This window comes from Emticicia sp. W12TSBA100-4, assembly GCF_040253585.1.
Classification (GTDB): Bacteria; Bacteroidota; Bacteroidia; order Cytophagales; family Spirosomataceae; genus Emticicia.
On the sequence record NZ_JBELAU010000007.1, the window covers coordinates 305,284 to 318,435 of the forward strand.

The 13,152-nt window shown below is 38.3% G+C and carries 10 protein-coding genes; 5 read left to right on the top strand and 5 right to left on the bottom strand.

Features of this window, described 5'->3' with window-relative positions; translation table 11 throughout:
• Nucleotides 1-30: 30 nt before the first annotated feature.
• A complete protein-coding gene (locus ABR854_RS12130; RefSeq protein WP_350265667.1) occupies nt 31-621 on the bottom strand; it encodes a Crp/Fnr family transcriptional regulator in 591 nt (196 codons plus the stop codon).
• A gap of 135 nt (nt 622-756) precedes the next feature.
• On the opposite strand from ABR854_RS12130, the gene ABR854_RS12135 reads away from it, so the two are divergent.
• Nucleotides 757-1,728 carry a formylglycine-generating enzyme family protein gene (locus tag ABR854_RS12135; RefSeq protein WP_350265668.1) on the top strand — a complete coding sequence of 324 codons (972 nt, stop codon included), beginning with the start codon at nt 757-759 and terminating at the stop codon, nt 1,726-1,728.
• Between the two features lie 7 nt (nt 1,729-1,735).
• Here ABR854_RS12135 and ABR854_RS12140 read toward each other — a convergent pair whose 3' ends face one another.
• From ABR854_RS12140 to xerD, 3 genes are all read right to left on the bottom strand, one after another.
• On the bottom strand, nt 1,736-2,485 hold the full coding sequence (locus ABR854_RS12140) for a glycerophosphodiester phosphodiesterase family protein (protein ID WP_350265669.1): 750 nt from the start codon (nt 2,483-2,485) through the stop codon (nt 1,736-1,738).
• A 44-nt stretch (nt 2,486-2,529) separates the two neighbouring features.
• Entirely contained in the window at nt 2,530-3,462 is a 933-nt protein-coding gene (locus ABR854_RS12145; RefSeq protein WP_350265670.1) for a 1-phosphofructokinase family hexose kinase, read from the bottom strand.
• 93 nt (nt 3,463-3,555) lie between these two features.
• Complete coding sequence (gene xerD / locus ABR854_RS12150; protein ID WP_350265671.1) at nt 3,556-4,500, bottom strand: site-specific tyrosine recombinase XerD; 945 nt, start codon at nt 4,498-4,500, stop codon at nt 3,556-3,558.
• A gap of 158 nt (nt 4,501-4,658) precedes the next feature.
• Between xerD and aroQ the strand changes: the two genes are divergently transcribed.
• Complete coding sequence (gene aroQ / locus ABR854_RS12155) at nt 4,659-5,087, top strand: type II 3-dehydroquinate dehydratase (protein ID WP_350265672.1); 429 nt, start codon at nt 4,659-4,661, stop codon at nt 5,085-5,087.
• Nucleotides 5,088-5,091: 4 nt separating this feature from the next.
• Here aroQ and ABR854_RS12160 read toward each other — a convergent pair whose 3' ends face one another.
• The gene (locus tag ABR854_RS12160; protein ID WP_350265673.1) at nt 5,092-7,122 is read right to left on the bottom strand and encodes a T9SS type A sorting domain-containing protein; all 2,031 of its coding nucleotides are present in this window, start codon (nt 7,120-7,122) and stop codon (nt 5,092-5,094) included.
• Nucleotides 7,123-7,363: 241 nt separating this feature from the next.
• Here ABR854_RS12160 and ABR854_RS12165 point away from each other — a divergent pair, with 241 nt between their 5' ends.
• The 3 genes from ABR854_RS12165 to ABR854_RS12175 all read left to right on the top strand — a co-directional run bounded on the left by ABR854_RS12165 (nt 7,364) and on the right by ABR854_RS12175 (nt 13,100).
• Complete coding sequence (locus ABR854_RS12165) at nt 7,364-8,473, top strand: efflux RND transporter periplasmic adaptor subunit (RefSeq protein ID WP_350265674.1); 1,110 nt, start codon at nt 7,364-7,366, stop codon at nt 8,471-8,473.
• A gap of 141 nt (nt 8,474-8,614) precedes the next feature.
• Nucleotides 8,615-11,713 (top strand): efflux RND transporter permease subunit, encoded by a 3,099-nt coding sequence (locus ABR854_RS12170; protein ID WP_350265675.1) that lies wholly within the window; start codon nt 8,615-8,617, stop codon nt 11,711-11,713.
• 94 nt (nt 11,714-11,807) lie between these two features.
• Entirely contained in the window at nt 11,808-13,100 is a 1,293-nt protein-coding gene (locus tag ABR854_RS12175) for a TolC family protein (RefSeq protein WP_350265676.1), read from the top strand.
• The last annotated feature ends 52 nt before the right edge of the window (nt 13,101-13,152 follow it).

Below are 13,152 nucleotides of genomic sequence, written 5' to 3' on the forward strand. Positions count from 1 at the left end.
TGTCACATTTGTTACAAAATGTCAGGAAATTTATTTTTGACTAAGCATTTTTCGTATTCTACTAAGCGATTGGCGTTCGATTCCGAGATATGAAGAAAGATAAGTAAGCGAAATGCGATTGAAAACATCTGGACGACGTTTAATAAAGTTGAGGTAACGTTCGTCGGCTTTTTCAAATAAAAAACTTTCCAAACGGCTTTGTTGTTGCACCAAAACTTCTTCGGTCACTAAACGCCCATAACGTTCGATATTCTTATATAAATGATAGCCCTCTTGCATCACAGTGTAGGGTAAATTGACCACTACGCTCGGTTCGAGGCATTGAAAATAGTATTTGCTTGGTTTTTGTCTAATAAAAGCCCCATAATCGGTTGAATATTCATTTTCCTTAATGAATCCAATCGTAATTTCATTGCCCTTATCATCAATATAAAACGATCGCATAAGTCCAGTTACAACATAGCCGATGGCGGTTTGAATTTGCCCAGCTTTCAAGTAAAATTGCTTAGTCTTAAACTCTGATATTGTTAAACCTTTACTGATATAGGCAAGTTCTTCGTCAGTAATTTGATTACAAACTTGCTTGTAAGATTCAAGATAGATGCTGATGGCTGTTTCCAATTTGGGGATAAATTTTGAATAAAGATATAAAAAACTTTGCGATTCTTGATTTATCAAATGGATTGAAATTTCTACGAAATCATTTTACTCTTAGCCTATTCTTAAACTATATTTGTAAAAAAAACTCATTCAACCTTGAAAAAACTCACAATCTCCCTTCTTTTCTTTGCTTGCGTAGCTTTTCGCAGCGAAGACTTTAAACCTTACACTGAGCATATTCCTGGCCTACAACACGGTTTGGATATGCAGCCGATTCCCGCAGGCGAATTTATGATGGGAAGTCCAGAGTCTGAAAAAGACCGAAAACCCGATGAAGGCCCGCAACACAAAGTAAAAATTGATGCTTTTTGGATGGCAAAATACGAAATTTCATGGGAAATGTACGAGGCCTATTTTAATAAAGAACTCGAAGTAAAAGACGAAAAAAATACTGCTGAAGTAGCTACTCGTGTCAGTACCGTTGCACGACCGACCCAGCCTTACGTCGAAATGTCGTTTGGGCAAGGCAAAGAAAGTGGTTTTCCTGTTTGTAATGTCACACAGTTTGCTGCTCGCTCATTCTGTAAATGGTTGTACGCAAAAACGGGGCATTTTTATAGACTCCCAACCGAAGCTGAGTGGGAATATGCCGCTCGTGCTGGTTCAAAAACTACGTTTTATTTTGGTGATGATGCCTCGAAAATGAAAGAATATGCGTGGTATTTTGAAAATTCCGATGGAGCATATAAAAAATCAGGGCAACTAAAACCCAATGCTTGGGGACTTTATGATATGTATGGAAATGTAGCCGAATGGACTTCTGACCTTTATGTTGCTGATTTTTATGGTAAACCTGAAGCGGCAAACAATCCTTATATCAAACCAACCAATCATTATCCGCACGTTATTCGTGGCGGGCATTGGGACGATGATGCTGATAAATTGCGTAGTGCTTCTCGCCGAACTTCAACACCCGAATTAAAACAACGTGACCCACAAATTCCGAAGTCTGATTGGTGGTTGACAGATGCTCCATTTTTGGGTTTTAGAGTAGTTCGACCAGTAAAACAGCCATCAAAAGAAGAAATTGAAGCTTATTTTGCTCGTCCACCGAAAGATATTCCTTGATAGAGACTTATTTTGAGCTATCAATAAAATTGCGGAGTAAAGGTAAATCATCAGTGCCGATTACATCGACTTGTAAGGCTTTGAGGGTTTCAAATCCCAGCTTCGTGTTGGGTGTTCCCCAAAGCCTTACTTTTTTGTTTTTGGCGTGCATTTCGTTTACAAAAACACTGATTTTATCGGCAGTATCTTGCGAAAGAGCTTCTTTTCCTGCCCAATATTTCCCGAAGTCGGTAAAACTCGCACTGACAATGTATATTCTTTTGGATGCTTTCTTTGAATAAATCAAACTTTTTCGACCATCAAACGAAAACATCTTATCGTAATTCTGAAACTCCTCAGGCTTTGGCATATCACCACTGATAGATATTTTCACGTGGCGAAGTTCTTTTTTGTAAGGTTTTAGCTGTGAATCAAGCACTTGCATGATTTCTTTGCCTTGCTTTTTCAAATCGAGCAGTAAATGCAATGGCTTTTTATTAGGATAAGGATAACCGCCATTTTCTTGAATTTTAGCAAAGAGTGGTTCAATATACAATTTTCGGAGCGTTCGCTCGGTTGATACATCTTTTAGGTCGTGAGCTACGCACAATTCGCCATCTTTTAGATATAAATCGGCTTCTATCGAATCAAACCCCAATTCGTAGGCCGCAAAAAATGGCTGTTTCTGTTCATAATCATTGTGAGAGTGAATGATTTGGGCTGAAATATTGCTACTTATAACTAAAAGTATAGCTGAAAATAAAAAAAGTTTTTTCATATTTAAAAGGTTGATATTGATTTAAGCAGGTTCGGAAACTTGCTCTACTTGTATTTTTGCAGCCAAGCAAAAAGCCTTTTGGCATCTTCGGTTTTGAAAAGTTGCGTGCCTTCGTTCATGGTTGCTGCCGAGCCACAAGCCACACCCCAACGGAGCATTTCTTGCACACTTTTACCCTCTGACAATGCCCAAACCATGCCACCAACCATACTGTCGCCCGCACCGACGGTGCTTTTTTTCTGAACTGGTGGAGCAGGAATGTGCTCGTGGATATCTTTAGTTACTAAAACAGCCCCCTGTGGCCCAAGTGAAACTACTACGATTTCGCAGCCACCTTTGGCAATTATTTCACGAGCAGCTTCATCAACTTGATCGATTTCTAAGGTTTCAACGCCTACCAGTTTTGCCAGTTCGCCAACGTTTGGTTTTAGTAAATAGACACCTTCATCAATCGCTTGTTTGAGAGGTTCGCCCGAAGTATCAATGACGAGTTTTGAACCAATTTTTCGAGAAACTGCCGCTACTTTTTCGTAGAAATCGTCGCCCAAACCTGCCGAAAGGCTTCCGCTGGCTACCAAGAAATCAGGTTTTAGGTCCTCAATTTGTTTCAAAATTTCGTTTGCTTCTTCGGGCAGAATTTCTGCCCCAGGCATTCCGAAACGATACTGTGCATTGGTCAGCACATCGACCGCAATAAAGTTTTCACGAGTCCAGTTTTTAGTTGCAATTGTCTGAAAATCAATATTTTCTTTCTTCAGTAAATCTTGTAACAAATCGCCCGTAGGACCACCTGCCGTGAAAACTGCTTTTGATTGTCCGCCCAAACGTGCAATAGCTTTTGATACATTGATTCCGCCACCACCAGCATCAAAATGAGGGTTTTCGCAACGAATTTTCTGTTCGGCCACTAAGCCCGAAAACTTTGTACTTTTATCAACCGCTGGATTGACTGTGAGTGTGATTATTTTATTTGACATAATGTAGATTTACGAATTACGATTGATGAATGAAAAGATTCAGACTAAAGATAATCTTTTTCATTGGAATCTTCTTTTTATTTCCCATTAGCTTTATTTAGAACCTGCTGACTGATAATTGTTAACTGTTGACTTTCTATTTTCTCTCGGATGAAAACTTCGCATGGTTTCTTCTAAAAATACTCTATCGAGGTGTGTGTAAATCTCTGTTGTCGTAATTGACTCATGTCCGAGCATTTCTTGAACAGCTCGTAAATCAGCTCCACCCTCAATGAGATGTGTAGCAAATGAATGACGAAATGTATGCGGCGAAATGTTTTTCTGAATCCCTGCTCGCTCGGCTAAGTCTTTGATTATCAAGAAAATCATTACTCTCGAAAGTTGTTTTCCTCGACGATTCAAGAAAACAATGTCTTCGGCTTCTTCTTTAATATCTTGGTGATTTCTAATACTTTCAAGATATATTTTTGTGTATTTAATGGCATCCGTGCCGATTGGAATCAACCTTACTTTTCGCCCTTTTCCGAAAACTCGTACAAAACCAATATCGAAATAGCAATTCGTTAGTTTTAAATCAATTAGTTCCGAAACCCGCATACCGCAACTATACAAAACCTCTAAAATGGCTCGGTTACGAGTCCCTTCGGGCGTTGAAACATCAATCATTTCGAGCATCTGCTCGATTTCGGGAAAAGACAGCGTATCGGGCAGTTTTCGGCCAACTTTTGGCGATTCAATCAAATGTGTGGGGTCGGTCTGAATCAGGTTTTCGATGGCCATGTATTTGTAAAAAGACTTAACGCCAGATAGAATACGTGCCTGTGAAGTAGCCGAAAGACCGAAATCATTGAGGTATTCCAGAAAATCCATAATATCACGCTCGGTGATGGTTTCGGGCTTAGGTTGGTGCTTCGAGATTTCGGCAAATTGACTGAGTTTTTCCACATCACGCACATACGCTTCGATGGAGTTCTCGGACATCGAACGCTCCAAGCGTAAGTAATTTTTAAAGTGCTGTATGTAGATTGGCCAATTCAAAAGATATTCTGTTAATTTTACGGCAAAATAAGTCTTTTATCTCGTAAAAATAGTTTTAAATGTTGTTTTAGTTGCAAAGTTGTTAGGTCGAGCATAGTTTCTGAACAATCTACAACAATAACTAACAATTTTGAAACAAAGATTTTAACCAAAAAACTATGTCGAAAAATATCATCATAATCAACGGCCCAAACCTTAATCTTCTTGGAAAACGTGAACCACATATTTATGGAAGTCTGACTTTTGAAGCTTATTTTGAAGAATTGAAGGCGATATTTCCTGACGTAACACTACATTATTTTCAGTCGAACCACGAGGGAGCAATCATTGATAAAATCCACGAAGTGGGCTATGGCGATACCGAATTTGCAGGAATTGTCATCAATGCGGGGGCATATACGCATACTTCGGTGGCAATTGCTGATGCACTTTCGGCCGTAAAGACACCTGCCGTTGAGGTACACATCTCGAATATTCATACCCGTGAGGCTTTCCGCCATCATTCGTATCTGACTCGTGTATGCAAAGGCATGATTACGGGCTTGGGCGTAAAAGGTTATGAATTTGGGGTGAGGTATTTTTTGTGATACCTCACATTTTAATGATTGTTTTGCTGCTAATCAGCTTTTTATCGTTTCCGTATAATCTCAAAATATACTTGCCTTTGGGTAAGTGTTTTACCGAAATTTGACCGTTTTCAATGGTTTGATTTTCGATAACTTTACCTTGTAAATCTACAATTTCGACGGTTTTTAGTTGCAAAGTTGAGTTTAACTGCACAAAATCCTCGCTTGGATTGGGGTAAATCTTAAAACTATCGGCTTCTTTTGAGGTGCTGAGGACTGGGTTGTAGGTTACGGTGTTGGAGAAGACTTGAATAGGAAAGGATATTAAATTACCATTAAACAAGTAATTTTGCGTTATTCCCCCTATAACTCTAAATTTTGGTTTTAAATTAGGCTTATTAAATAGAATTAAATCAATATTTGCTTTTACATTAATTGTAGTATCTTCGGTCTTGTTAATTGCTAAATAAAAATCTTCTTCTATTGATTCCACATAATATTCGGATTTATTTGAAGAATTATTATTCAATTTAAATGGAGTCCATTTCAAGGTCGTATTTTCAAGACTTAGTTTAATATTACAGGACTTATTGAGTGATAGTGCCGATTGAATCCCACATTCATTTTCATACTTAAAGGCATAACAATATTGATTTTTATCTAAATCAACATCTTTATCCATGTAAAAATTAGAAAAAGATTCTGCTATTTTTTCAAAATTATTGCCATTAACCGAGCGGTAAAAAAGGTATTTGCTTCTTTTAATTACCGGAATTTCTAAAATATTAAATCTTATTCTGCTTGAGTCATCAACTGAAACTATCGAAATATTATCAGGTGCAGGGTACTCTTTAATAGCAGAAGGGTCTATTATAATTTGAGGTGATTTTACCCTTACTTGAGAAGATGCAAGAGATGAACCATTAAAAGTAGTTACTTGAAAATTATATTTCTTTTTACAATCTAAAAAATCAAGTATTTGAGATGTTGATGTTGTAGAAATAGTGTTTGGCTTCTCTCCAGTACTAAAATAGCTTATCAAATAACGGTTTAGATTTGCAGAGGGAATATTCCATTCTAATTTTGTTTCATTTGCTGATAAAAATGTCGCATTCAGTTTCATTGTACAGATTTCATCTGATAGCACCTCGCTATTACAGTCATCTTTGAGCTGCAAACGAAAGCAATAAAGGCTGTCTTTATTCAAACCCTCAATTGTTTGGGTTGCAGATGAAATTCCACTATTTCTTATAATTTTCTTACCTGTATCAGTCCAATTACCTTTACCTGTCTTTTTTTGAATAGTATATTCTTGCCCATCTAAACCTGATGATACTGTTAATTTAACACTTTCGCCACCATTTAAACCTTCTAATTCATTGATAATTGGTTTTGCAACTGAATTAATCCAGTAAGGGTTACTATTGCAAACTTCTATTTCATTTTTATTCCCTCTTGTATAAATTGCAACAATTGCGGGGGCTGCCACAGGAGGATTTAAATAAGAATGAGTATTATCAAATGGAAAACTTGGTTTTGAAATAATCTCCTGAAAACCATCACCCCATAAAATTCTATACTTGCCATGTTTCTGGTTTTTAGGCGTATTCAGAAATGTGACAGTTACGCTTTTATCACCGCATGAAGAAACCTTTACATCAGGCTGTTCCGGTTGAATAACTTCAACAGCTTTACAAGCGATATAAACTTGTCCTTTATAATTTCCAGCTTGTAATATCCAATAAGTACCAGATTTTGATACTGTCATTGAAGTTTGTGGTGGAGGAAATCTCGTTATATCCTGCCCATCTTTTAAATCATAAATATAAACAGGATTTATCAATTCATCTCCATTTGGGGATATTGCATTAAATACACGAAAAGTTGCATCAGGATTTTGTGCGTCTGTACATCCGTATTCTATGTTAGTACTAAATCCTCCGCCAATCAAAATCCCATTGCCAGGATTAGTACATTGTGTAGGCATCGTAGCCTGCTGCCCAAAAGCACGAATTGAAATGAAAATAAAAAGCAGAAGAGTGGAGAGTTGTTTCATCTAAATAAAGTTGTATTTTATTGAAAGCCACAAAGTTAGACTCAGAAATTTTAGTTTCCAAAAACTCACCCAAATTGCCTGTTTCTACGCTAACAGTCGTTAAAAACACCCCTTATGTCGATTATTTAATAGGAATAATACAAAAACTTTTATTATCGTAACAGTTCAGTATATTTTTGCGTTTATTTTATATTACTTATCTAAATTTCTAAACAGATACTCCTCTAATCATTAGTTTAATATGCGTACGATTCTGACTATTGTTGCTGTTGTTGCGGTCTTGGTACTTGGCAAAATTTTCTTCTTTAAAAAGCCTGATTTAGGCGAAAAAGGTCCAGGAGGCGGAGCAGGTGCAGCACCGTCGGGGGCAAAAGGTGGCGAAAAAGGTAAAGACATGAAAGGTGGCGGCCCTGCCGTAGCCGTAAATGTTTTTGTGGTCAATACCGAAAGCCTTGATAATGTGATTACTTCGTCAGGTACGATTTTTCCGAACGAAGAAATTGAGTTGAGAGCTGAGGCTTCGGGCCGTATTCTTACACTTAATATCAAAGAAGGTAGTCGAGTGGCAGCAGGACAAGTAATTGCAAAAATTAAAGATACTGACCTTCAAGCACAGTTGAAAAAACTCAATTTCGAGATAGAATTGGCCAAACAAACCGAAGCTCGTCAGAAGAAATTATTGGACATCAACGCTATTAGCAAAGAAGAATACGAGATTACGGCTAATAAAATTAATACCCTCAACGCCGACAAAGAGCTCATTGAGGCAAATCTCGAAAAAACAGTTTTGAAAGCTCCATTTGCTGGAAAAATTGGTTTGAAAAACGTCAGTCAAGGTGCGTATGTGACGCCAACTACAAGTTTGGCAACACTCGTACAGACAAACCCTGTAAAAGTTGATTTTTCAATTCCAGAAAAATATTCTACGCTCATCAGAGTAGGCAGAAACGTAAAGTTTGAAGTTGAAGGGCAACCAGAAGCACACTATGCTAATGTAGTGGCTATCGACCCAAAAATCGACCCAAATCTTCGTACTTTAAAACTCAGAGCTTTAGCTAAAAATCCAGCCGATAGACTCGTGCCTGGTATGTTCGTGAGAGTTTCGGTAGATTTAGATATTGCTCAAGCAATTATGATTCCGACTGAAGCTGTTGTGCCAGTTTTGAAAGGTAAAAAAGTGTATGTAGTTCGTAATGGAAAAGCTGACGAAGTAATGATTGAAACGGGCGTGCGTAACGACAAGAAAATTCAGGTTACGAGCGGACTAAGAACGGGCGATTCACTCATTGTTTCAGGTATTATGGCATTGAAAAAAGATGCCCCAGTGAAAGTTAAAGGAGCAAATAAATAGTTTATTGGTTGCTGGTTATTTGTTAGGGGCAATTTTAAGTTCACTAAACAAAATTTCCAATGACAGATAACCAATAACTATTCAATAGATTGCCAAAACCGAATAAAATTACGGTCTTTTGACCATTGACCATCGACAAACATGTCAATCTCAACCATCTCTATCAAACGTCCAGTATTAGCCATCGTGATGAACCTACTCATCATTTTGTTTGGAGCAATTGGCTATACTTTCTTGGGTGTACGTGAGTATCCATCCATCGACCCGCCTGTTGTTTCGGTGCGTACCAATTACGTTGGTGCTAACTCCGATATTATTGAGTCGCAGATTACCGAACCTCTCGAAAAGGCATTAAATGCCATTGAGGGTATAAAATCCATTAACTCGTCTTCGAACAATGGTTCGAGCCAAATTACCATCGAATTTGAAATCGGTGTAGATATGGAAACTGCCGCCAACGACGTGCGTGATAAAGTTTCGAGTGCAGTGCGTCAGCTTCCACAAGACATTGACGGCCCGCCAACGGTTTCAAAAGCAGATGCCAACTCTGACCCAATCATGAGTATGCTTTTGCAGTCGGACATCAGAAGCCACATGGAAATCAGCGATTATGCTGAAAACGTAGTTGCTCAACGCCTACAAACCATTCAGGGCATTAGTCAAGTAATGATTTGGGGACAGAAAAAATTCTCAATGCGTCTGTGGATGGACCCAAATAAATTGGCGGCACAGGGCGTGACAACACAAGATGTAAAACAAGCCCTTGACCGTGAAAACGTAGAGCTTCCAAGCGGGAAATTAGCGGGTGATAATACTGAATTAACCGTAAAAACCATTGGTCGATTCAAGGGCGAAGAAGATTTTAATAACTTGATTGTCAAGACAGTAGGCGAAAAAATCATTCGTTTTAAAGATATTGGTAATGCCGAACTCGGAGCAGAAAACGAAGAAACGTTGATGCGTATCAATGGTATTCCTTCGATTGGTTTGGCAATCGTGCCACAACCAGGTGCAAACTATTTGGATATTTCGGCACAGGTAACAAAACGTTTAGACGAAATCAAAAAAGAACTTCCGAAAGATTACCGAATGGAGTTGATGTCGGATAATACTACTTTCATTAAAAAATCTGTTGAAGAAGTAGGCGAGACACTCTTGATTGCCATCGGCTTGGTTGTTATCATTATTTTCTTGTTCTTCCGTGACTGGATTATCGCTGTTCGCCCATTGATTGATATTCCTGTATCACTTGTTGGTACGTTTTTCTTCATGTATATTTTTGGTTTCTCGGTCAATGTTCTTACGCTTCTTGCTATTGTTTTGGCAACAGGTTTGGTTGTTGATGATGGTATTGTAGTTACCGAAAATATCTACAAAAAGATTGAAGAAGGCATGAAGCCGATTGAAGCGGCAATCAAAGGAGCAAACGAAATCATGTTTGCCGTACTTTCTACTTCAATTACGCTTGCTTCGGTATTCTTACCAGTTATATTTATGGAAGGTTTTGTTGGTCGTCTTTTCCGTGAATTCGGTATCGTATTGGCCACTGCCGTATTGATTTCTGCATTCGTTTCATTGACACTTACGCCAATGTTGAATGCTTATTTAGTAAGAAAAAATCAAAAACATAGTCGTTTCTACGAAATGACCGAGCCATTCTTTGAAAGAGTAATCGAAGGATATAGAACTCGTCTGACGAGCTTTATGAATATCCGTTGGGCTGCTATTCCGTTGATTTTACTCACTTTTGGTATGACTTGGTATTTCGGAAAAGACCTTCAACAAGAATTAGCTCCACTCGATGACCGTAGTGCCATGCGTTTGCAAATCACTGCTCCTGAAGGTTCTTCTTTTGAGTTTACTGATAGCTATATTCAAAAACTTGGAAAAACAATCCGTGATTCAGTTCCAGAAGCAAATGTAATTGTAACGATGACAGCCCCAGGATTTTCGGGTTCGGGTGCAGCTAATACAGGTTTTACGAGGTTAGTGCTTAACGACCCGCAGGACAGAAAACGCACACAGCAACAAATTGCTGATCAAGTAGGTAAAATCACCAAAAGAATGCCTGATGCAAGAGCGTTTGTGCTTCAACAAGAAACAATCTCTTTGGATAAAAGAGGAGGTTTACCAGTACAATACGTTATTCAAGCACCTGATTTTGAGAAACTTCGTCAATATGTACCGAAGTTTATGGAAGAAGTGGCTAAAGACCCAACCTTCATGGTATCGGATTTGAACTTGAAGTTTAATAAACCCGAACTCGAAGTAAGTATTGACCGTGAAAAAGCTAAAAGTATGGGCGTTTCAGTAACGGACGTAGCTCAGTCGATGCAATTGGCTTTTGCTGGCCAGCGTTTCGGATATTTTACGATGAATGGTCGTCAATATCAAGTTATCGGACAATTTGACCGTGCAAACCGTGACGAACCTCTTGATTTGAAAAATACTTACGTAAAAAACAATCGTGGCGAAATTATCCAACTCGACAATATTGTAAAAATTAACGAAGAAAGTAGTCCACCACAATTATACCACTTCAATCGTTACATGAGTGCCACAGTTTCTGCTGGTTTAGCACCTGGAAAAACGATTGGCGATGGTATCAAGGCAATGGACAAAATCAGAGATAAAATGGGCGATGAAGTTATCCGAACAGCTCTGGCAGGTTCTTCAAGAGATTTCTCAGAAAGTTCGTCAAATACTCTCTATATGTTCTTATTGGCTTTGGTTTTGGTATATTTGATTTTGGCTGCACAATTCGAGAGTTTCGTTGACCCATTCATTATCATGCTTACTGTACCTTTGGCGATTGCTGGAGCGGTATTTTCATTATGGTATTTCAACCAAACACTCAATATTTTTAGTCAAATTGGTATGATCATGCTCATCGGCTTGGTAACTAAAAATGGTATTTTGATTGTAGAGTTTGCGAATCAATTGCGTGAAAAAGGCATGAGCATCAGAGAAGCAGCCATTGAGGCTGCGGCTATGCGTTTCCGCCCAATCTTGATGACGAGTTTTGCCACAGTTTTAGGTGCAGCACCTATTGCCTTTGCTCTCGGCTCAGCAGGAAAAAGCCGTATGGCGATGGGTATCGTAATCATGGGTGGTTTATTATTCTCATTGGTTCTGACATTATATGTAATTCCAGCGATTTATACTTTCTTATCTCGTAACAAAAATTTCGAGCGTATGAAACAAATCGAAGAAATTGCTCACGAAGCTGAAATGGCATAAAAACATAGGGCGTATCGCATACGCCTACAAGCACAAATACTCGTTGTAAGGGCGTATGCGATACGCCCTTACGTATAGATTGAAACTCTTAATCATGAAAAAATACTTTCTGTTCATATTTTTATTGCCTGCTGTTTTACAAGCCCAAGAAATATTAACACTCGAAAATGCCGTTGGAACTGCTCTTGAAAAAAGCTACGATATAAAAGTAGCCCAAATGCAGCAAGAAGCATCAGAATTGCAAGTCTTCAAAGGAAATGCAGGAATGCTTCCAAGAGTAGATTTGAATGCCAACGTTGGAAGTGCATTCAACGAAGTAAGCCAAAAACTCTCAAACGGCAGTGAAATCAATCGTTTTGGTACAAGCCTTGCTCCAACCACAAACTTGGCGATGTCATGGGTACTTTATGACGGAAAAAGAATGTACGCCACTCTCGATCGCCTCAAAGGACAAGGACAATTAAGCCAATTACAGACTCGTCAAATGATGGAAAATACCGTTGCGAGCGTAATGCAGGCATATTACGAAGTGATGCGTCAGAAACAAACGGTGGCTTTTTTACAGACCATCATTAAATATTACGAAGAACGTCTTACGATTACACAACAGCGTTGGGAATTTGGTAAAGGCTCAAAATTAGATTATTTACAATCAAAAACTGAGTTAAATACCCAAAATACGCAATTAGTTCAAGCCAAAAATGCGGTAAAAAATGCGAAGGTGACGCTTAACAACCTTTTACTTAGACCTGCCGACCAAGATTTTGATGTGCAGGAAGTAGTAGGAATTATGTTCGACCCTACAACCGAGCAACTCAAAAGTCAAGCTCGTGCTGCCAATAAAGGTTTACAAGCTTTACGTAAATCAACCGATATAAGTTTGATTACTCAAAGAGAAGTAGCAGCTGCAAAACTTCCGAGAGTAACACTCAATTCGTCGTTTGGTTATTCATTGAGCAAAACAAATGCGGGTTTATTCTTATATAACCAAAACGTTGGTTTAAACGTTGGTCTCGGAGCAACTTGGAATATTTTCAATGGTGAAATCGTTCGTCGTCAGATTCAGACTTCAAAAATCAACACAGATATTTTGCGTAAGCAGGAAGAAAATCTTTGGGTACAATTGGAAGCAGATTTGATGCGTGCATACAATCAATACCAAACAGATAAGGAATTATTGAAACTTGAAGAAGAAAACAACGAAGTAGCCGAAGAAAATTTGAAGATTTCGTTGGAGAAATTTAAGTTGGGTGGCTCAACAATCTTAGAATTGAACGAGGCACAGCGTAGCTTGAATACTTCTTTGAATCGCCTTACAAATGCTCGTTATAATATCAAAATCTCTGAACTACAAATCATGCGTTTGAGTGGAGAACTGGTAAAGTAATGGATAATGTAAAATTGAAAATGGAGAATTAATAATGAGTAATCACAAAATG

What these genes read in the sequence shown, in the direction of transcription:
- ABR854_RS12165 (WP_350265674.1), top strand. Translation starts at nt 7,364, where the DNA reads ATGCGTACGATTCTGACTATTGTTGCTGTTGTTGCGGTCTTGGTACTT.
- ABR854_RS12160 (WP_350265673.1), bottom strand. Translation starts at nt 7,122, where the DNA reads ATGAAACAACTCTCCACTCTTCTGCTTTTTATTTTCATTTCAATTCGT.
- ABR854_RS12170 (WP_350265675.1), top strand. Translation starts at nt 8,615, where the DNA reads ATGTCAATCTCAACCATCTCTATCAAACGTCCAGTATTAGCCATCGTG.
- aroQ (WP_350265672.1), top strand. Translation starts at nt 4,659, where the DNA reads ATGTCGAAAAATATCATCATAATCAACGGCCCAAACCTTAATCTTCTT.
- ABR854_RS12145 (WP_350265670.1), bottom strand. Translation starts at nt 3,462, where the DNA reads ATGTCAAATAAAATAATCACACTCACAGTCAATCCAGCGGTTGATAAA.
- ABR854_RS12175 (WP_350265676.1), top strand. Translation starts at nt 11,808, where the DNA reads ATGAAAAAATACTTTCTGTTCATATTTTTATTGCCTGCTGTTTTACAA.
- ABR854_RS12140 (WP_350265669.1), bottom strand. Translation starts at nt 2,485, where the DNA reads ATGAAAAAACTTTTTTTATTTTCAGCTATACTTTTAGTTATAAGTAGC.